This window comes from Aeromonas media, assembly GCF_020423125.1.
Classification (GTDB): Bacteria; Pseudomonadota; Gammaproteobacteria; order Enterobacterales; family Aeromonadaceae; genus Aeromonas; species Aeromonas media.
In genome coordinates this window covers 4,080,496-4,100,984 of record NZ_CP075564.1, presented here as the reverse complement: position 1 = coordinate 4,100,984, position 20,489 = coordinate 4,080,496, and the positions used below count along the sequence as shown (strand labels likewise).

Annotated in this window: 15 protein-coding genes; 8 read left to right on the top strand and 7 right to left on the bottom strand. The window is 63.6% G+C overall.

The features are described from left to right. Positions 1 to 46: 46 nt before the first annotated feature. From rng to tldD, 4 genes are all read left to right on the top strand, one after another. Positions 47 to 1,516 carry a ribonuclease G gene (rng, locus tag KI797_RS18975; protein WP_005328020.1) on the top strand — a complete coding sequence of 490 codons (1,470 nt, stop codon included), beginning with the start codon at positions 47 to 49 and terminating at the stop codon, positions 1,514 to 1,516. Further along, entirely contained in the window at positions 1,517 to 5,419 is a 3,903-nt protein-coding gene (locus KI797_RS18970; RefSeq protein ID WP_226170630.1) for a YhdP family protein, read from the top strand. Positions 5,420 to 5,540: 121 nt separating this feature from the next. Beyond that, positions 5,541 to 6,347 carry a carbon-nitrogen hydrolase family protein gene (locus KI797_RS18965; RefSeq protein WP_226170627.1) on the top strand — a complete coding sequence of 269 codons (807 nt, stop codon included), beginning with the start codon at positions 5,541 to 5,543 and terminating at the stop codon, positions 6,345 to 6,347. A gap of 113 nt (positions 6,348 to 6,460) precedes the next feature. Continuing rightward, positions 6,461 to 7,909 (top strand): metalloprotease TldD, encoded by a 1,449-nt coding sequence (tldD, locus tag KI797_RS18960; protein WP_162519299.1) that lies wholly within the window; start codon positions 6,461 to 6,463, stop codon positions 7,907 to 7,909. A gap of 135 nt (positions 7,910 to 8,044) precedes the next feature. Here the strand turns inward: tldD and KI797_RS18955 are convergent, their stop codons facing one another. From KI797_RS18955 to KI797_RS18945, 3 genes are all read right to left on the bottom strand, one after another. Next, positions 8,045 to 8,248 (bottom strand): hypothetical protein, encoded by a 204-nt coding sequence (locus KI797_RS18955; protein WP_041206780.1) that lies wholly within the window; start codon positions 8,246 to 8,248, stop codon positions 8,045 to 8,047. A gap of 160 nt (positions 8,249 to 8,408) precedes the next feature. Beyond that, complete coding sequence (locus KI797_RS18950) at positions 8,409 to 9,116, bottom strand: MarC family NAAT transporter (protein WP_043130706.1); 708 nt, start codon at positions 9,114 to 9,116, stop codon at positions 8,409 to 8,411. Between the two features lie 131 nt (positions 9,117 to 9,247). Next, positions 9,248 to 10,564, bottom strand: a complete 1,317-nt coding sequence (locus tag KI797_RS18945; RefSeq protein ID WP_226170624.1) for an MFS transporter — start codon at positions 10,562 to 10,564, stop codon at positions 9,248 to 9,250. Between the two features lie 154 nt (positions 10,565 to 10,718). On the opposite strand from KI797_RS18945, the gene KI797_RS18940 reads away from it, so the two are divergent. Beyond that, positions 10,719 to 11,396 (top strand): adenine nucleotide alpha hydrolase, encoded by a 678-nt coding sequence (locus KI797_RS18940; RefSeq protein WP_226170621.1) that lies wholly within the window; start codon positions 10,719 to 10,721, stop codon positions 11,394 to 11,396. A 78-nt stretch (positions 11,397 to 11,474) separates the two neighbouring features. On the opposite strand, the gene ypfJ is transcribed toward KI797_RS18940, so the two are convergent. Together ypfJ and KI797_RS18930 are read right to left on the bottom strand one after the other, a co-directional pair. Continuing rightward, positions 11,475 to 12,329, bottom strand: coding sequence for a KPN_02809 family neutral zinc metallopeptidase (ypfJ, locus tag KI797_RS18935; RefSeq protein ID WP_226170618.1), 855 nt, complete (start codon positions 12,327 to 12,329; stop codon positions 11,475 to 11,477). A 74-nt stretch (positions 12,330 to 12,403) separates the two neighbouring features. Next, entirely contained in the window at positions 12,404 to 12,667 is a 264-nt protein-coding gene (locus KI797_RS18930; protein WP_005331711.1) for a hypothetical protein, read from the bottom strand. Positions 12,668 to 12,887: 220 nt separating this feature from the next. Here KI797_RS18930 and KI797_RS18925 point away from each other — a divergent pair, with 220 nt between their 5' ends. After that, entirely contained in the window at positions 12,888 to 13,409 is a 522-nt protein-coding gene (locus KI797_RS18925) for a GNAT family N-acetyltransferase (RefSeq protein WP_041206779.1), read from the top strand. A gap of 113 nt (positions 13,410 to 13,522) precedes the next feature. Here the strand turns inward: KI797_RS18925 and KI797_RS18920 are convergent, their stop codons facing one another. Together KI797_RS18920 and KI797_RS18915 are read right to left on the bottom strand one after the other, a co-directional pair. After that, complete coding sequence (locus KI797_RS18920) at positions 13,523 to 13,699, bottom strand: hypothetical protein (protein WP_005326732.1); 177 nt, start codon at positions 13,697 to 13,699, stop codon at positions 13,523 to 13,525. Positions 13,700 to 14,148: 449 nt separating this feature from the next. Next, positions 14,149 to 15,426 carry a cation:proton antiporter gene (locus KI797_RS18915; RefSeq protein WP_041206775.1) on the bottom strand — a complete coding sequence of 426 codons (1,278 nt, stop codon included), beginning with the start codon at positions 15,424 to 15,426 and terminating at the stop codon, positions 14,149 to 14,151. 202 nt (positions 15,427 to 15,628) lie between these two features. On the opposite strand from KI797_RS18915, the gene metH reads away from it, so the two are divergent. Next, entirely contained in the window at positions 15,629 to 19,324 is a 3,696-nt protein-coding gene (gene metH, locus KI797_RS18910; RefSeq protein ID WP_226170615.1) for a methionine synthase, read from the top strand. 237 nt (positions 19,325 to 19,561) lie between these two features. Beyond that, a complete protein-coding gene (gene rimK, locus KI797_RS18905) occupies positions 19,562 to 20,458 on the top strand; it encodes a 30S ribosomal protein S6--L-glutamate ligase (protein ID WP_226170614.1) in 897 nt (298 codons plus the stop codon). The last annotated feature ends 31 nt before the right edge of the window (positions 20,459 to 20,489 follow it).

Here is a 20,489-nt window from a genome sequence, read left to right as displayed (position 1 = left end):
GTTGTTCGTCGTGCCAGAATTCAAAACTAGAAAGGCAAGGTAACTTATGTCAGTAGAACTGCTGGTGAACGTCACCCCCTCAGAGACCCGGGTCGCCCTGGTCGAGAACGGGCTGCTGCAGGAAGTGCATGTAGAACGTCAGGCCAAGCGCGGCATCGTGGGCAACATCTACAAGGGCAAGATCAGCCGGGTGTTGCCCGGCATGCAGGCCGCCTTCGTCGACATCGGCATGGACAAGGCCGCCTTCCTGCACGCCTCCGACATAGTGCCCCACACCGAGTGCGTGGCGATCAAGGAGAAGGAGCAGTTCCAGGCGGGCAACATCGCCGAGCTGGTGCGCCAGGGCCAGGACATCATGGTGCAGGTGGTTAAAGATCCGCTGGGCACCAAGGGAGCCCGCCTCACCACCGACATCACCTTGCCGTCCCGCTATCTGGTCTTCATGCCGGGCAGTGCTCACGTCGGCGTCTCCCAGCGCATCGAGTCCGAAGCGGAGCGCGAGCGCCTCAAGCGCACCGTGGCGGGCTATGTGGACGAGCTGGGTGGCTACATCATCCGTACCGCTGCCGAAGGGGTGGGAGAGCAGGAGCTGGAGCAGGATGCCGCCTTCTTGAAGCGCCTGTGGCGCAAGATCCTGGAGCGCAAGCAGAAGTACCCGCCGTGCAAGATCCTCTACGAGGATCCCAGCCTGGCCTTCCGGGTAGTGCGCGACTTTGTCGGCGCCGAACTCGACAAGATCCGCGTCGATTCCCGCCAGAGCTTCGAGCTGCTTTCGCACTTCACCGGCGAGTATGTGCCCGAGCTGGCCAGCAAGCTGGAGTACTACTCCGGCGAGTCGCCCATCTTCGATCTCTACGACGTGGAGAACGAGATCCAGCGTGCCCTTGAGCGCAAGGTGGAGCTGAAATCCGGCGGTTACCTCATCATCGACCAGACCGAAGCCATGACCACGGTGGACATCAACACAGGTGCCTTCGTCGGCCATCGCAACCTGGAAGAGACCATCTTCAACACCAACGTCGAGGCCACCGCCGCCATTGCCCGCCACCTGCGCCTGCGCAACCTGGGCGGCATCATCATCATCGACTTCATCGACATGCAGTCCGAGGATCACCGCCGCCGGGTGCTGCACAGCCTGGAGCTGGCGCTGGCGAAAGACAGGGCCAAGACCAACGTCAACGGCTTCTCCCAGCTCGGCCTGGTGGAGATGACCCGCAAGCGCACCCGGGAGAGCCTGGAACACGTGCTCTGCTCCGAGTGCCCCGAGTGCAAGGGGCGCGGCCGGGTCAAGACGGTGGAGTCGGTCTGTTTCGAGATCCTGCGAGAGATCATCCGGGTCAACCGTGCCTACGACGCGGATCAGTTCACCGTCTATGCGGCGCCTTCGGTGGCCGATTACCTGCGAGGGGAGGAATCCCACAGTCTGGCGGAGCTGGAAGTCTTCATCGGCAAGCAGGTCAGGGTGGTGACGGAGCCGCTCTGTGGGCAGGAACAATTCGATGTGGTGATGATGTAATTGATCTATCGCTGGCTGAGTCGGGGCTGGTTGGCCCTCGGAGTCCTCTTCGTGCTGCTGGCCATCCTGGTCAGCGTGGTACGGCTTGGCGGTCCCCTGCTCAACCAGCACCGGCAGGCCGTGATAGCGACCCTGCTGGGGGACAACCAGCTGGAGGTGAGCGTCGAGCACGTCGGGTTGAGCTGGACCCGGCGCGGCCCGGCCCTCGAGCTGCAAGAGCTCGCCATCGCCCCCGATTCGGGACGTTTTTCCCTGCGCCTCGGCAAGGTGTGGGCCCACCTCGACTTCTGGCGCTCCCTCAACGACTGGAAGCTGGTGTTCGGCCAGTTGTTGCTGAGCGACGGCGACATCGCGCTGGATCTGGCACAGCCGGCGGCACCGGAAAATGACAAGAATCCCAGCCAGCAGGCGGCCCTGCTGCGCTTCCTGCTGACCCAGCTCTCCACCTTCGACATTCACGACAGCCGACTGAGCATCACCACGGCGCTGGGGGAGGTGCGTGCCCTCAACATCGCCCAGTTGCGTTGGCAGAATCGCGGCAAGCGCCATCAGGGGGTGGGCAAGGCCTACCTGATCAACGGGGTGGGCGAGAGCACCCTGGATCTCATCATCGACGTGGATGCCCCGCAAGTGCGCCTCGACAAGCTCAAGGGCCAGCTCTACCTGGGTGCCAGCGAGCTGGACATCAGTCCCATGCTGGCGCGGATCCATGCCGGCGAACCCAGGGTGACCGGGCAGCTCGACTTCCAGCTGTGGAGCGAGTTCGAGGGGGGGAGGCTCGGCAACTCCCTGCTGGCCTTTGGCAACAACCACCTGATCTGGAAGGACGAGGTCAAGGGTGAGCCGCACCGGCTCGACCTGCGAGGCGGCAAGATCCAGCTGCGGCGCGACGGTGAGGAGTGGCAGCTCGCCAGCCACGACGTGACCTTCAAGCTCGACGGGGCGACCTGGCTGCAGAGCCGGTTGCAGCTAGAGCGGGTCGGCTCCCGCATCCAGGGCTATGTGCCCGCCATCGATCTCGACCAGGTCGCCAACCTGAGCCAGCTGGTGTCCGGCCTCTATCCCGAGCTGACCACGACCCTCAAACATACCCAGCCCAAGGGCAAGTTGCAGGAGCTGGTGCTGCAGGCAGATGGCGACTGGCAGGGGCTCTCCCTGAGCGGCCAGCTCAGGGGCTTCGAGACCAAGGCCTGGCACGATGTGCCCGGCCTGCAGAAACTGGACGGCGACTTCTGGCTGACCCCGGTCGGGGGCAGCGCCCGCCTGACCCTGGGCAAGGGCAAGGTGGATCCCGCCCGTCACTTCAAGGTGCCGATCCCGGTGGACAGCCTCTTTGCGCGCCTCGACTGGTGGCGCGAGACGCAAGGCTGGGTGCTCTACGGCCAGGACATTGCGCTGGATAACGAGGATTTGCGCCTCGCCAGTCGTTTCCGCCTCGAGCTCTTTGAACATCCCTTCCTCGCCCTGACCGGCCGCATCGACGTGAAGAATGCGGCCCATGCGGATCGCTATTATCCGCTGGCCGTGATGAGCGACGGTCTGGTGGACTACCTGAGCGGTGCCATCAAGGGGGGCAAGGCCAAGGGGGCTGACCTGCTCTGGTATGGCGAGTTCCGGGACTTCCCTTACGACAACGGCAAGGGGGTCTTCCAGGTCGCCGTACCGCTGGAGCAGGCCACCTACGAGTTCTTCCCCGGTTGGCAGCCACTCACCGACCTGCAGATCGATCTGCTGTTCCAGAACGCGGGTCTGGACATGCGCAGCAGCGCCACTCGCCTCGGCAAGGCCAGATCCGACGCTGTGCATGCCTGGATCCCGGATCTCTCCCCCGGGGCGCACCTCTATGTGGATGCCAGGGTCCAGGGGGAGGGGCAGGCCATCAGCGGTTACCTGCAGGATTCTCCCCTCGCGGGCTCTGTGGGTCAGGCGCTGCGGGAGATCGAGATCCGTGGTCCCATGGAGGGCACGGTCAAGCTCGACATACCGCTGGATGGCAAGGGCGAGGTCAAGGCCAGCGGGGAGGCGAGCTTCCATGACAACAGTGTCAGGATCGCCACCCTGGATCTGCCCCTGGAGAAGGTGCAGGGACGGCTCGAATACGACAACGAGCACACGCACTTCAGCAACCTCAAGGCCAGCCTGTGGAACCAGCCGCTGACCCTGGATTACCGGGGCAAACAGTTGCCCCACGGCTATCAGGCGGATCTCAAGTTCAAGGGACTCTGGGACAGCAGCCGCCAGCGCCAGGACATTCCTGCCCTAGAAATGCTCAAGGGACGCAGCAACTGGACGGGGACCCTGGGGCTGACCCTGCCCGAGAACAATGCCTTCAGCTTCCAGCTGGCGCTGGACTCCAACCTGCAGGGGATGGGGCTGGATCTGCCGGTGCCGCTGACCAAGGCGCCCGAGAGCCGGCTCCCCCTCAAGGTCACGGCACGGGGCCGCGACGGCAGTGCCGACATTCGCGCGGTGCTGGGGGCCGATGTGGATATGCAGAGCCGGCTGGTGTACGGCGAGGGGGCTCCCTACCTCAGCCGGGTGCGGGTCAACGTCGGCCAGCCCGGGGCCCGGGTGCTGCAAGACAAGCCCATGCTGCTCGCCATCAATCAGCCCCAGGCCGACGTGGCCGGCTGGCTGGCGCGGCTCACGCGCTGGTTGCCGGGCAAGGGGACGCAGAGCAGCGGCAACGCGGTGGTCGGCCCTGCCTTCCTGCCCCAGGAGTGGGGGGTCGATGGTCTGCTCGCCCGGGCCGATATCGGCAGCGCCAACCTCAAGGCGGTGCACTTCACCGTGGGGCCGGTGAACCTGGCCACCGAGGTGATGATCGACAGCCCCGAGGTGATGGGGGTAGTGCGCATTCCCGTGACGGACAGGCAGCCCATCGACGCCAAGTTCGCTCGTATTCACTGGTCAGGCAAGGGATCCGATCTCAGCCCCGAGCCCGATGCCCGTCAGGACAAGGCCATCATGGATGCCATCCCCTGGCTCACCTTCAGCTGCGTGGATTGTCGCTTCGGGGAGTTGCCCCTCGGGGAGCTGAAAGGCGAACTGGTACCCGGCGCCAACCGGCTCGATCTCAAGGGGCTGGAGATGCGGCTCGCCGGCAGCACCCTGAGCGGGAGCGCCGAGTGGCTGGCGCAGCCCGGCCAGATGCAGACCCGGGTCCGTGCCCACCTCAGCACCCAGAACAGCGAACTGCTGCTCAAGCGACTCGGCTTCACCTCGCCCATCGGCGACGCGCCGGGCAAGCTGGCGCTGGATCTGAGCTGGCGTGACGTGCCCTACCGGCTGGACTTGCCGACCCTGGCAGGCAGTGCCGACCACCAGCTTGAGGGGGGCACCCTGCGGGAGGTCAACGACAAGGGGGCGCGCCTGCTCTCCCTGCTGAGCCTCGACTCCCTGATGCGCAAGCTGCGCCTCGATTTTCGTGATGTGTTCGACAAGGGATTCTATTTCGAATCCATGTCGGCCTCCGCCAAGATCAAGCAGGGGGTGGTGGAGAACAACGACTTCTACATGAAGGGGGCCGCCGGCAACCTGCGTGGCGAGGGTGTCGCCGATCTGGTGCGCTGGCGCCTCGATTACGATCTGAGCTTCTCGCCGAACCTGGGGGGCACCCTGCCGGTGGTGGCAGCTTTCTCCCTGACCCCGATCACCGGGCTCTATGTGCTGGCGCTCTCCAAGCTGCTGGAACCTGTGGTGGATGTGGTGACTCGCATCGATTTCCGGGTCTCGGGCCCGCTGGACGACCCCAAGCTGATCGAGGCGGGCCGGGATCGCGCCCGTATCAAGCTCAACCAGCAGCAGAAACAGGCGGTGGATGCGGTGGCGCCGAATCTGCCCACCGAGGAGGTCACCCCCTTCCTGCTGACCCCCAAACACGGCGGGCCTGCCCAGCGCTGAGGAGCGGCATCGCGGTGCCAAAACCCTTTCGTCCGGGGCCCGAACCCCTCATAGTGCAGGGATTCCCCCGCAAGCCGAGGATGCAGAGTCCGGCGGCTTGCCCAATCACAAGGAGCGTGTCATGTGGTTAGCCGCAATACAGCTGATATCAGGCCGTCACTGGCAGGATAACCGGGCACAGATCGCCGCCGAGCTGGCGGCCCTGCCCAAGGAGCGCCCCTTGCTGGTGCTGCTGCCTGAAAACTTCGCCCTGTTTGGCGAGCGCCAGGGCTATCTGGATGGCGCAGAGGCCCTGGGTGAGGGCCCTATCCAGACCCAGCTGGCCGCCTGGGCGCGGGAGCACGGGATCTGGCTGGTGGCTGGGGCCATGCCCACCACCATCGCCGGTTCCGACCATATCCACACCAGCTCGCTGGTGTTCGATTCCAGCGGTGAGCTCAAAGGCCACTACCACAAGATCCACCTGTTCGACGTGGACGTGGCCGACAACCACGGCCGCTACCGGGAGTCCGAGACCTTCAGCCCCGGCCAGGAGTGCGTGGTGCTGGACTCCCCCTTTGGTCCCCTCGGCCTCTCTATCTGTTATGATCTGCGCTTCCCCGAGCTCTATCGCCGGCTGGCCCGGGCCGGTGCCCGCGTGCTGCTGGTGCCTGCCGCCTTCACCGCCGTGACCGGCGAGGCGCACTGGGAGCCGCTCTTGCGGGCTCGCGCCATCGAGAACCAGTGCTATGTGGTGGCCGCCAATCAGGGGGGTACTCACGAGACGGGGCGCCAGACCTGGGGCCACAGCATGGTGATCGATCCCTGGGGTCGGGTGCTGGCCTGTCAACGCACGGGGCGCGACACCGTGCTGGCGAAGATGGAGCCCGGGCTGGTCGACGAATTGAAACGCACCATGCCGGTGCTGCAACATGCCCGGCTGTTGTGATGCCGTGGCGTTGATTGGCACCGGGGGCCATGAGCTCCGCTGATTGCACTCGACGAACCCACACCGGATGAATTAACCGTTACGACTTCTCACAGCGAGAGTGGAGAGAAAGATTGAGTCTATTGAGCCAGGTTAGTGCCTCATTGTTGGCCCCGAACGATCTCGACGAAGGGCGGCTGCAGCAGCTGCTCGGCAGCCTGATGAGCCATCAGGTGGAGTTCGGCGACCTCTATTTCCAGCGCAGCTGGCACGAGTCCTGGATGCTGGAGGACGGCATCGTCAAGGATGGCAGCTACAACATCGATCAGGGTGTGGGGGTGCGCGCCGTCAGCGGCGAGAAGACCGGCTTCGCCTACTCGGACGAGCTGAGCCTGCTGGCGCTGCAACAGTCGGTGACCGCCGCCCGCGGCATCGCCGCCGCCGGGGCCCAGGGCAAGGTGAAAGCCTGGGCCAGAACCGAAGCGAACCTGCTCTATCCGGCCATGGATCCGCTGCAGACCCTCGACAAGCAGCAGAAGATCGCCCTGCTGGAGCAGATGGACAAGTTTGCCCGCAGCCTGGATCCCGCCATCAATCAGGTGATGGCCTCCATCAGTGGCGTCTATGAAGAGATCCTGGTGGCCGCTACCGATGGCACCCTGGCCGCCGACGTGCGCCCTCTGGTGCGCCTCTCGGTGACCGTCATCGCCGAGAAGGGCGATCGCCGGGAGCGCGGCAGCGCCGGGGGCGGCGGTCGCTTCGGCTACGACTATTTCCTGGAGCTGGACGGACTGGAAAGCCGGGCGTTTGGCTATGTGCGCGAAGCGGTGCGCCAGGCCCTGGTGAACCTCGAGGCCATAGACGCGCCGGCCGGCACCATGCCGGTGGTGCTGGGTGCCGGCTGGCCCGGCGTGCTGCTGCACGAGGCGGTGGGTCACGGGCTGGAGGGGGACTTCAACCGCAAGGGATCGTCCGCCTTCGCCGGTCGCATCGGCGAGCAGGTCGCCTCCAAACACTGCACCATAGTCGATGACGGCACCCTGGTGGGTCGGCGCGGCTCCGTCTCCATCGACGACGAGGGGACGCCTGGGGGCTACAACGTGCTGATCGAGAACGGCATCCTCAAGGGCTACCTGCAGGACAAGCAGAACGCCCGCCTGATGGGGGTTCCGCTCACCGGCAACGGCCGCCGCGAATCCTACGCCGCCCTGCCGATGCCGCGCATGACTAACACCTACATGCTGGCGGGTCAGCACGATCCGGCGGAGATCATCGCCTCGGTGAAGAAGGGCATCTATGCCCCCAACTTCGGCGGCGGTCAGGTGGACATCACCTCCGGCAAGTTCGTCTTCTCCGCCTCCGAGGCCTACCTCATCGAGGATGGCAGGATCACTGCCCCCATCAAGGGTGCCACGCTCATCGGCAACGGCCCCGAGGCCATGAGTCAGGTTTCCATGGTGGGTAGCGATCTCGCGCTCGATCGCGGGGTGGGTGTCTGCGGCAAGGAGGGGCAGAGCGTGCCGGTCGGCGTCGGTCAGCCCACTCTCAAGCTGGATCAGCTCACCGTGGGCGGCACTTCCTAGGTTGGCTTGGCCGCGCAGCGGCATGACTCTACGCAATCAAACCCCGGCCCACCGCCGGGGTTTTGTTTTCTTTGGGGCGCACCAATAAAAAACCCCGGTCAGTGGACCGGGGCGGGTGAATGGGGTTGATGGGGATCAGTTGACCGATATGGCACGGGCATCGATATAGAATCGCGCGTGGCCTTGCGGATCTATCCTGATCTGGGCGACCAGCCGATCGCTTCGCTTGTATTCCCATCTGCTCTTGATCCGGGTCAGGGCTGGGCTGGCGGCCCCGACTACGTTCAGATATTCATGAAACAGGCTGTAGCTTCCAATCTCGGTCAGCATCTCTTCCATTTGCATGTCTCCTCAAGTGATTGGGTCTGCATCGGTCACGTTAGCCGCGACCCTCTGAACCCTGCCTGTACAAAAAAAAGACTAACCCATCCGAGCATGGACAACATGATCAGGCGCAACTTCGGTGACGATTCCCGAGCCGAGATGACACCGTTTTCAGTCAGGGCTGGTGCGGGGCCGGCAGGTGATCGGGTGCGTGGGACAACGCAGGGGCTGTCTGCACCGTAGTTGCGCCGTGGAACACGGGATCCTGCGCCACCTCCTTGATGCCGTTGATGCAGAATTGCATGCCCATGCACACCAGCAGGAAGCCCATGATGCGGGTCATGGCGTCGATGCCGGTGGCACCGAGGATCTTGCAGACCGGATCCGCCAGCTTGAGCACGCCCCAGCTGAGCAGGCTCATCAGGGCGAAGGCGGTCACCATGGCGGCATAGATGACGAAACGGTTGTACTCGTCGGGCAGCTCGGCAATCTGGGCGGCGCCGCTGATCACCAGGGCCATGGTGCCCGGCCCGCACATGCTGGGCATGGTGAGCGGCACGAAGGCGATGCTCTGGTTGATGTCGACCCCGGCGGCCTGGCTGGGGGCCGGGAACAGCATGCGAAAGCCGATGAAGGCGATAATGAGGCCACCGGCCAGCCGCAGACCGGGAATGGAGATCCCGAACAGATCCAGGATGGAGGATCCGATGAAGAAGCTGACGCAGAGGGTGGCGAACAGATAGATGGCGGCCAGATTGATCTGACGGCGTATGTGCTCACGGGACATGCCCTTGCTCAATCCCAGCAGCAGGGTTGCCGTGGTGGGGGGATTGACCATGGGAAGCAGCGCGAGCAAGGCGATGAATACGACCTGGAAAAACATCTTGCACCTCGGGGTGGTTGGCAAACAACAGGGCCAGACGCGGGTCTGGCCTTAAGGGGGGGCAACTCTACGGGAGCCCGGCTGAATATAGCCGGAACAAGCGGGCCCCGACAGTCCGGGGTCCGTATTGATCAGGCGGTTTGTGGCGTGACCTGACGCCGAGTGCGCTGGCGCAGCCAGAGCCAGAGGCCCAGTACGAAGCCGAGACCGGCCAGACTGACCACATAGTGGGAGGGTGCCAGCACGTCGTTCTTCATCCAGAGGGTGACCAGCATGGGAGTGAGCCCGCCGAAGATGGCGTAGGCCACGTTGTAGGAGAACGACAGCCCGGAGAAGCGCACCACGGGCGGGAAGGCGTTGACCATGACATAGGGCACGGCGCCGACGATCCCTACCGCAAAGCCCGCCAGCATGTAGAGCGGTATCAGCTGAGCCATGCCCGCCGCCAGGCTGTGGTAGAAGGCATAGGTGGCACCGGCCAGCAGCAGGGAACCCAGGACGAAGGTGGGGCCGCTGCCGAGGCTGTCTATCAGTCGACCGTAGAAGATGCAGCCCAGGGTGAGCGCGACGATGGCCAGGGAGTTGGCGGTCAGGGCATCGGCGGGGCTGATGCCATGCACCTTCTGCAGATAGGTCGGGGTCATCAGGATCACCACGACGATGCCGGCGGAGAGCAGCCAGGTCAGCAGCATGGAGACGATGACGCTGCCCTTGTGTTCACGGAGCACCGTCTTGAGGGGCAGCTCCTCGGCCAGGGCCTTGTTGGCCTGCATCTCGGCGAAGACCGGGGTCTCGTGCAGCCAGCGGCGCAGGTACATGGCGACGATGCCGAACACACCGCCGAGCACGAAGGCCAGACGCCAGCCCCACTCGCTCACCTCGATCGGGCTCATGCCGCGGTTGATGGCGGTGGCCACCAGGGAGCCGAGCAGTATGCCGGCCGTCAGCCCTGCCGTGAGGGTGCCGCAGGCGACGCCGACCCGGCGGGCAGGCACGTGTTCGGCCACGAAGACCCAGGCCCCCGGGACTTCGCCCCCGATGGCGGCCCCTTGCAGGATCCGCAGCAACAGCAGCAACAGCGGGGCGACGATGCCGAGGGTGGCATAGGTGGGCAGCAGGCCTATCAGCAGGGTCGGCAGCGCCATCAGGATGATGCTGAGGGTGAACATCCGCTTGCGGCCGATGAGATCGCCGAAGTGGGCCATGATGATGCCCCCCAGCGGGCGGGCCAGGTAACCGGCGGCGAAGATGCCGAAGGTCTGGAACTGGCGCAGCCACTCGGGAATGTCCGCCGGGAAGAACAGCTCGCCTATCACCACGGCGAAGAAGACGAAGATGATGAAGTCGTAGAATTCGAGGGCGCCGCCCAGCGCCGCCAGGCTCAGGGTCTTGTAATCCTGTCGGTTGAGGGGGCGATTGTGGTCATGATGTGTGCTGACTGTGGTCATATCCTTATGTTTCCCATCGTTTTTTTAGTTATTCTCCCCCACGTTCTGCGGGGATACGCTCACCCACGAGGGTATGCTTTTGTGTCCCTCGATGTAAATCGCACAATTCGCAACACTGTCTTGCAGCACCTTGCGACAAGGGATTGGAGAGATCATGACGAAGAAAAAGGTACTGCTCTCCTGGAGCAGCGGAAAAGACAGCGCCTGGGCCCTGCATCGCTTGCGCCAGGATCCGGCGATCGAGGTGGTGGGACTCTTCACCACCCTGAATCAGGCGTTCGAGCGGGTGGCCATGCACGGGGTGCGCAAGCAGTTGCTGACGGAGCAGGCTGCGTGCGTGGGGCTGCCACTGCACTGCATCGATCTGCCCTGGCCCTGCAGCAACGAAGACTATGGCCGGATCATGACCGGCTTCATCGCCGAGGTGCTGGCCATAGGGATCCGCCACATGGCATTCGGGGATCTCTTCCTCGAAGATGTGCGCGCCTATAGAGAGAAACAGCTGGCGGGCACCGGCATAGCGCCCCTGTTCCCGCTCTGGGGTAGCGACACGAGCGAGCTGGCGCAGGAGATGATGGCCGCCGGCTTGAGGGCCAGGATCTGCACGCTCGACCCCAAGAAGCTGGATATGAGCCTGGGGGGGCACGAGTTCGACGAGGTGCTGCTGGCGGCGCTGCCGGATGGGGTGGATCCGTGCGGCGAGAACGGCGAGTTCCACACCCTGGCCTTTGATGGCCCCATGTTCCTGCGGCCCTTGGCGATCCGGGTGGGGGAGACAGTGGTGCGGGATGGCTTCGTCTTTACCGATCTGCTGCCGGATGAGGCCCCCTGAGGGCGGCAGGTCCATCTCCCGTTTGCTGGATGCGATAAGGCCGGATCCCTGGGGACCCGGCCTTGTCGTCTGCCCGGCTCAGCGGGCTGCGAAGGTGTCGCAGCTAGCGGGCTTGCCGCTGTCAAAGCCCCGCTTGAACCAGGCGAGGCGCTGGGCCGAGCTGCCGTGGGTGAAGCTGTCCGGCACCACCCGGCCCTGACCACGCTGCTGCAGGCGGTCGTCACCGATGGCCTGGGCGGCGTTGAGGGCCTCCTCCAGATCGCCGTGCTCCAGCACCTGCTCCTTCTCCATATGGTGACCCCAGACTCCGGCGAAGCAGTCGGCCTGCAGCTCCAGCTTGACCGACAACCTGTTCTGCCCGGCCTGGCTCAGCCCCTGCTGTTGCTGGCGCACCTTGGTCGAGATGCCGAGCAGGTACTGCACGTGGTGGCCCACCTCGTGGGCGACCACATAGCCCTGGGCGAAGTCGCCATCGGCCCCGAGCTTGTCGCGCATGTCCTGATAGAAGGAGAGATCGATGTAGACGGTGCTGTCTGCCGGGCAGTAGAAGGGGCCCATGACGGACTGGCCCTGACCGCAGCCGGTCTGGGTGGCTCCGCGATAGAGCACCAGCCTGGGGGGCTGATACTGGTTGCCGCTTCGGGAGAAGATCTCGCCCCAGGTGTCTTCGGTGGAGGCGAGCATCACAGAGGTGAATCTGGCCAGGGGATCGCTGGCCGGCTGAGACACATTCTGGCGCGGCGCCTGGCTCTGCTGGGCCGGCTCGTCGAGCAATGGGCTCAAGTCCACGCCGTAGTAACCCGCCACCATGACCACGACAATCAGGATGAGGCGGCCCTTGCCGCCGAGGGGCAGGCCGCCGCCCCCGCTGCCACTGCCCTGTTGGCGCCTGTCTTCCACGTTGCTGCTCTCACGGCGATCTTGCCAGCGCATAGCCCCATACTCCCGTCATTGGTGGTGGCAGTAATGATAATGTCTGCTGGCGCGGCCTGCCTGATGAGGGGGTGTTATTCGGCCCAGGGCATCTCGGGCAGGCAGTCGAGGAACTCGGCGTAGCGGGTCAGATTGAAGGGGCCCTGTTCGGCCTCCATGGCCATCAGCTCGGCACCGAGGGCGCAGGCGATGTATTGCAGCGCCTCGTCCCGCGGGGTGCCCTTCATCACCAGTCGCATCAGGGTGGCTTTCACCTGCAGGGGATGGCCGTCGGCGAGCTGGTTGTCCACCATCTCCAGCAGCGTCTGTTCGTCAAAGAACTCGGTGGTGTCCGTCATGGGGGATCTCCTGTTTGTTGTACTGTGGATTGGGATAGGGCGGGCAGTATAGCCGGAACCGCCGTGCGACTCATGTGGCAGGGACTAAATGTCGGCTGCCGGGGGCTGTGGTCGCCGGTTTGCGGTCCAAGACGGCCTCCTTTTGGCCGGGGATCTTGCCAAGCGCTGGCTGTGGGGGCAGTCTTGATGGCTGTTGTTCTCATCACACGAGCCCTTTGCCATGATCTTCTCCGAGCGCCTCATCCTGCGCGAGCTCAATACCGACGATGCCCCCTTCATTCTCGAACTGCTCAACGACCCCGATTTCCATCGCTACATCGGCGATCGCGGGATCCGCACCCTGGACGACGCCGAAAACTACATCCAGCAGGGGCCGGCGGTCAGCTATGCCCAGCACGGGCACGGTCTCTATCTGGTGATGCGACGGGAAGACGAGGCCAAGTTGGGCATCTGCGGGCTCATCAAGCGCGACACCCTGCCGTGCGAAGACATCGGCTACGCCTTCCTGCCCGCCTGGCGTGGTCAGGGCTATGGCATAGAGGCGGCGCAGGCGGCGATCAAGGATGGGCGGGAGCGGCTCGGCATCGAGCGGGTCATCGCCATCGTCACCCCGGGCAACGAGCGATCTGTGGCGCTGCTGGGCAAGCTGGGTCTGGTGCGCAGCCGTCTGGTCAGGCTGAGCGAGGATGCCGACGAGTGTCTGTTGCTGGAAGCGGCCGATACCCAGGCCTGTACTGTCTGAGGGATGGCAGGGCCGTCAATCAGAAGAGGGGATCATAAGGCTGAAGGCGAGGGAGACAAGGGGGCCGCCGTGAGTTGCGGCCTGTCTGCATCGTGTGCTGCCGGTGGGCAGGATCAGTTGAGCTCTTCGATGGAGAACTCGCCAGGGATGCCATCACAGGAGATGGCGAAGCCACCGCTGGAGCGGGTGCTGAACTGGATCAGAAACGCATCATAATCATGCTCTTGCACGGGCAGGTTGATGGGTTTGCTGCGACGCAGGGGTTTGTGTGTTTGTACGGCTTTCATCATGGTATTTCTCTATATAAATTAAATAATTGCTCCTTGTATTTGCAAATGTAGGTCAATGGGCGCGGTCAGATCCGCGCAGGAATACCCAGCCCCATAAGGGCGTCTGCACTATCAAGGAATATGCGGATGCATAGTTCAAATTGGGTGGGCAGATCGGGTCTGCACCGTGAGAGCCGGGCAACGCAGGCAGACAGCCTGACGGTTCTCAAGGCGAGTAAATCAGAGGAAGGTTATGTGGGTACTGGCAGGATTCATCTAACGTTGAAGCATTGCGAACATAAACTGGGCTGATTAACTAGCCGGTGCGCATTCTCTCTTCGAAATGAATAAAAAGCAAACACTAATTGTGCGATGTCGCGACGATGCCGCATCTTCCATTGCCAGACCGCCAACGAGAAGGGCTCCCGAGGGAGCCCTTCTGCCTTTGCCAGTCACGGCCTGCGGCTGACTCAGTAGTCGCCGCTGGCCTTCTTGGCGGCGGTGATCATCGGGGTGATGGTCATGCCTTGCACCACGATGGAGAACATCACCACCGAGTAGGTCATCACCAGGATCACCTCCCGCAGATCGACGCCCTGCTCTGGCAGCACCATGACCCCGGAGGGCAGTGCCAGCGCCATGGCCATGGCCAGACCGCCGCGCAGGCCGCCCCAGGTGAGAATGCGCACCGAGAAGCGGTTGTAGCTGCGGAACTTGCGGAAGGCCACATAGGGCAGGGAGACGCTGATGAAGCGGGCGGCGAGGCAGAGCGGCACCGCGATGACCAGCAGGATCCAGTCTTGCCAGGCCAGATCCAGCAGCACCAGGGCCAGGCCGATCAGCAGGAACAGCAGGGCGTTGAGGAACTGGTCCATCAACTCCCAGAAGTGATCCAGGTGGTGGCGGCTCTGCTCGGAGAAGCCTGACTGACGGGTCCAGTTGCCTATCATGATGCCGGTGACCACCATGGCCAGGGCGCCGGAGACGCCGATCATGTTGGCAAAGGCGAAGCCCGCGGTCGGGATGCACAGTGTCAGCAGCAGCTCCAGGGAGCCGTCGTCGGTGGCGCTGATCATCACGTGGGCAATGAGGCCCAGCACGGCGCCGAACAGGATGCCGCCGAGGGCTTCATGCAGGAACAGGCCAGCCACGCTGCCGAAGGTGGGCTCGACGCCGCCAAAGGCCACGGCGAAGACGGTGGCGAAGATCACCAGGCCGACCCCGTCGTTGAACAGGGACTCCCCTTCGATCTGGATGGCGATCTGGGGAGGTGCCTTCATCTTCTTGACGATGGCGAGCACGGCAATGGGGTCGGTGGGGGAGATCAGGGCACCGAACAGCATGCAATAGACCAGCGGCAGTTCCCAGCCCAGCAGCTTGGCGATGAACCAGAAGCCGTAGCCGATGATGAAGGTGGAGAGCAGGGTCGCCGCGATGGAGAGAATGGTGATCTCCCATTTCTGGCTGCGCAATGCCTTCAGATTGATGCCGAGACCGCCGGCAAACAGCAGGAAGCCCAGGATCCCCTTCAGCAGGAAGTTCTGGAAGTCGATGCTTTCCATGGTCTCGACGGCCAGAGGTTCCAGATTGAACCAACCCAACTTACCAAACAGCACCATCAGGGCGGAGATCAGCATGGATCCTGCGGTGATGGCGATGGTGGTCTGGATCTTCACGACATACTGGTTGGCAAAGGCGATGAAGATCGCCAACGCTGCCAAGAAACAGAGTGTGTAGTAGACGCTCATAGTTATTTTTCTCTTTAGTAAACAGCAAGCACGTATCCCCGTTGAGGACGGGCATAGGGTACTCTCGGGCCACATCTTACTCATTACCCATTTGTGAGTATATGCTCGATATTTCGGACAGATAGACGGCTAGATTTCCATTTGATTTTTTTGCTGCTAGGATGGACCTCACGCAGTTGCATGGATGTAAGGGGTAGAAGCGGTGTCGAGCATAGAGTCGAGCAAGAAGTCGGACGTAACAAAGAAACTGGAAGCCTGTCTCAAGGAGCGGATCCTGATCATCGACGGTGCCATGGGCACCATGATCCAGGGGTACAGGCTCGGTGAGGCGGATTATCGCGGTGAACGGTTTGCCGACTGGCATACCGACATCAAGGGCAACAACGATCTGCTGGTGCTGACCCGGCCGGCGGTGATCCGCGAGATCCACGATCAATACTGTGCCGCCGGGGCCGACATCCTCGAGACCAACACCTTCAACGCCACTCGCATCGCCATGGCCGACTACGAGATGGAAGCGTTCTCGGCCGAGATCAACCGGGAGGCGGCCCGTCTGGCCCGTGCCGTGGCAGACGAGTGGACGGCCAAAGAGCCCCACAAGCCGCGCTTCGTGGCAGGGGTGCTGGGTCCCACCAACCGCACCGCCTCCATCTCGCCGGACGTGAACGATCCCGGCAAGCGCAACGTCACCTATGACCAGCTGGTGGCCGCCTACACAGAATCGACCCACGCCCTCATCGAGGGGGGCGCCGACCTCATACTGATCGAGACCATCTTCGACACCCTCAACGCCAAGGCCGCCGCCTTCGCGGTGGATCTGGTGTTCGAAGAGCTGGGCTACAGCCTGCCGGTGATGATTTCCGGCACCATCACGGATGCCTCCGGCCGCACCCTCTCGGGCCAGACCACGGAAGCCTTCTATCATTCGCTTCGCCACGTCAAACCCGTGTCGTTCGGCCTCAACTGTGCGCTGGGCCCGGACGAGCTGCGCCAGTACGTGGAGGAGTTGTCCCGCATCAGCGAGACCCATGTCAGCGCCCACCCCAACGCCGGTCTGCCCAATGCCTTCGGCGAGTACGATCTGGATGCGGGTGAAATGGCGGATCATATCCGCGAATGGGCCCAGAGCGGCTTCCTCAACCTGGTGGGGGGCTGCTGCGGCACTACCCCGACCCATATTCGTGCCATGGCGGACGCCGTGGCGGGCATCAAGCCCCGCGCCCTGCCCGAGCTGCCGGTGGCCTGCCGGCTGTCCGGCCTCGAGCCCCTCATCATCACCTCTGAGTCCATGTTCGTGAACGTGGGGGAGCGCACCAACGTCACCGGCTCGGCCAAGTTCAAGCGCCTCATCAAGGAGGGGCTCTACGACGAGGCCCTGGATGTGGCCAAGCAGCAGGTGGAGAGCGGCGCCCAGATCATCGACATCAACATGGACGAGGGGATGCTGGACGCCGAAGCGGCCATGGTGCGCTTCCTCAACCTCATCGCTGGCGAGCCCGACATCGCCCGGGTGCCCGTGATGATCGACTCCTCCAAGTGGGAGGTGCTGGAGGCGGGCCTCAAGTGCGTGCAGGGCAAGCCGGTGGTCAACTCCATCTCCATGAAGGAGGGGGAGGATAAATTCATCGAGCAGGCCAAGCTGCTGCGCCGCTACGGTGCCGCCGTCATCGTGATGGCGTTCGACGAGGTGGGCCAGGCCGATACCCGTGCCCGCAAGTTCGAGATCTGCCAGCGCGCCTACCGGATCCTGGTGGACAGGGTCGGCTTCCCGCCGGAAGACATCATCTTCGATCCCAACATCTTCGCGGTAGCGACCGGCATCGACGAGCACAACAACTATGCGGTGGACTTCATCGAGGCGGTGAAGGACATCAAGACCCATCTGCCCCACGCCATGATCTCCGGCGGCGTCTCCAACGTCTCCTTCTCCTTCCGCGGCAACGAGCCAGTGCGGGAAGCCATTCACGCCGTCTTCCTCTACCACGCCATCCAGAACGGCATGGACATGGGGATAGTCAACGCCGGTCAGCTCGCCATCTACGAAGACATTCCGGCGGAGCTGAAGGCGAAGGTCGAGGCCGTGGTGCTCAACTTGAGTGACAGCGCCACCGAGGATCTGCTGGCCATCGCCGAGAAGTATCGCGGCGCCGGCGCCCAGGCGGAGGATCCCCGGGATCAGGAGTGGCGCAGCTGGCCGGTGGGCAAGCGGCTGGAGCATGCCCTGGTCAAGGGCATCACCGACTTCATCGAGGAGGACACCGAAGAGGCACGGGCCGGGGCCGAGAAGCCGCTGCACGTGATCGAGGGGCCGCTGATGGACGGCATGAACGTGGTGGGTGACCTGTTCGGCGCCGGCAAGATGTTCCTGCCCCAGGTGGTGAAGTCGGCGCGAGTGATGAAGCGGGCGGTCGCCTACCTGCAGCCCTATATAGAGGCGGAGAAGTCCGGCGGTTCCAGCAACGGCAAAATCGTGATGGCCACCGTCAAGGGGGACGTGCACGACATCGGCAAGAACATTGTCGGTGTGGTGCTGCAGTGCAACAACTACGAGATCGTCGATCTCGGGGTCATGGTCTCCTGCGAGACCATCCTCAAGACTGCGCGGGAAGTGGGGGCGGACATCATAGGCCTGTCCGGCCTTATTACCCCGTCCCTGGACGAGATGGTGCACGTGGCGAAAGAGATGGAGCGCCAGGGCTTCAAGCTGCCGCTCTTGATCGGCGGCGCCACCACCTCCAAGGCCCACACCGCGGTGAAGATAGAGCAGAACTATTCCGAACCCGTGGTTTATGTGTCGAACGCCTCCCGCGCCGTCGGGGTGGCCCAGAGCCTGCTGAACCCCGAGCTCAAGCCCGCCTTCGTCGCCCGCATCGACAAGGAGTACGAGATAGCGCGGGATCAGCATGCCCGCAAGCAGCCACGCTCCAAGCCGGTTTCCCTGGCCCACGCCCGCGCCAACCGCCATCAGCTGGACTGGGTCGGCTATGAGCCCCCTGCGCCCCGCGAGCCGGGTGTGCAGACCTTTGAGAATGTGCCCGTCTCGGTGCTGCGCCCCTACATCGACTGGACGCCGTTTTTCCTGAGCTGGGAGCTGGCGGGCAAGTATCCGCGCATTCTGGAAGACGAGATCATCGGCGAAGAGGCGACCAAGCTGTTTGCCGATGCCAACGCCATGCTGGATCAGCTGGAGAAAGATCAGAGCGTGCGCTGCGCCGGCATCATAGGCCTGTTCCCCGCCAACGGGGTGGGGGACAGCATAGAGGTCTACAGGGACGAGTCCCGTACCGAGGTCATCAAGGTGTTGCATCACCTGCGCCAGCAGAGCGAGAAGCAGGGCTTCCCCAACTACTGTCTGGCGGACTATGTGGCCCCCAAGGAGAGCGGCAAGCCCGACTGGATCGGCGCCTTCGCGGTGACCGGCGGCATCGGCGAGGAAGCCATAGCGCAAGCCTACAAGGCGGATCACGACGACTACAACGCCATCCTTATCCAGGCGGTGTGCGACCGTCTCGCCGAAGCCTTCGCCGAGTACCTGCACGAGCAGGTGCGCAAGGTGCACTGGGGCTATGCCCCAGACGAGGCCCTCAGCAACGAGGAGCTCATTCGCGAGAACTATCAGGGCATACGCCCGGCGCCGGGTTATCCTGCCTGTCCGGAGCACACCGAGAAGGGCAGCATCTGGGAGCTGCTGGGTGTGGAGCAGGCCATCGGCATGCAGCTCACCGAGTCCTACGCCATGTGGCCGGGGGCGGCGGTGTCCGGCTGGTACTTCTCCCACCCCGACAGCAAGTACTTCGCGGTGGCGCAGATCCAGCCCGATCAGGTGGAAGACTATGCCCAGCGCAAAGGCATGACGCTGGTGGAGGCCGAGCGCTGGCTGGGGCCAAACCTGCATTAAGGCGTTGCGACCGGTCAGTCCAGATTGATCTTTGACGAACAACGGCGGCATCCTGTACTGGGGGACAGACCAGTCTGGTGCCGCCGTTTTACATCTGGATGACAGCGGGATGGCATAGCAGAGTTCTGCGTGGTTTGTCTTGTTGTCAGGAGAAACAATTGGCGTTGTCTTGGCGCTGTGGCACTTTATACTCTCCCGCCCCATCCTGCCCAGGCACTGCCTTCTAGCGGAATTGTCATGAATATTGCCATTTTATCCCGCGAGCCCAACAACTACTCCACCCGCCGCCTGGTCGAGGTGGCGCAGGCGCGCGGGCATCAGGTCGAGGTGCTCGACACCCTGCGCTGCTACATGAACATCGCCTCCCACAGCCCCTCCATCCACTACGAAGGACGGGAACTGGAGAGCTATGACGCCGTGATCCCGCGCATCGGTGCCAGTATCACCTTCTATGGTACCGCCGTGCTGCGCCAGTTCGAGATGATGAATACCATGGCCCTCAACAGCTCGGTGGCCATCTCCCGTTCCCGAGACAAGCTGCGTGCCATGCAGTTGCTCTCCCGCCACGGCATCGGCCTGCCCATCACCGGCTATGCCCACAGCACCCACGACGTGCCCGACCTCATCACTATGGTCGGCGGGGCGCCCCTGGTGGTGAAGCTGCTGGAGGGGACCCAGGGGATAGGCGTGGTGCTGTGCGAGACCCAGAAGGCCGCCGAGAGCGTGATCGAGGCCTTCATCCAGACCAACAACAACATCCTGGTGCAGGAGTATATCCGCGAGGCCAACGGTGCCGACATTCGTTGTCTGGTGGTCAATGGCAAGGTGGTGGCGGCCATGCGTCGTCAGGCCCAGCCGGGGGAGTTTCGCTCCAACCTGCACCGTGGCGGCACCGCCGAGGCGATCAAGATAAGTCCGGAAGAGCGCGCGACTGCGGTGCAGGCCGCCAAGATCATGGGGCTGGATGTGGCCGGGGTGGATATCCTGCGCAGTGCCCGTGGCCCCCTGGTGCTGGAGGTGAACTCCTCCCCCGGCTTGCAAGGGGTCGAGGCCGCCTCCGGCAAGGATGTGGCGGGCAAGATCATCGATTTTCTGGAGCTCAAGGCGAGTCGCAAGCACAAGCCGGCGGAATGAGTCTAGGACGAGTGTCAGACAGGTAAAAACA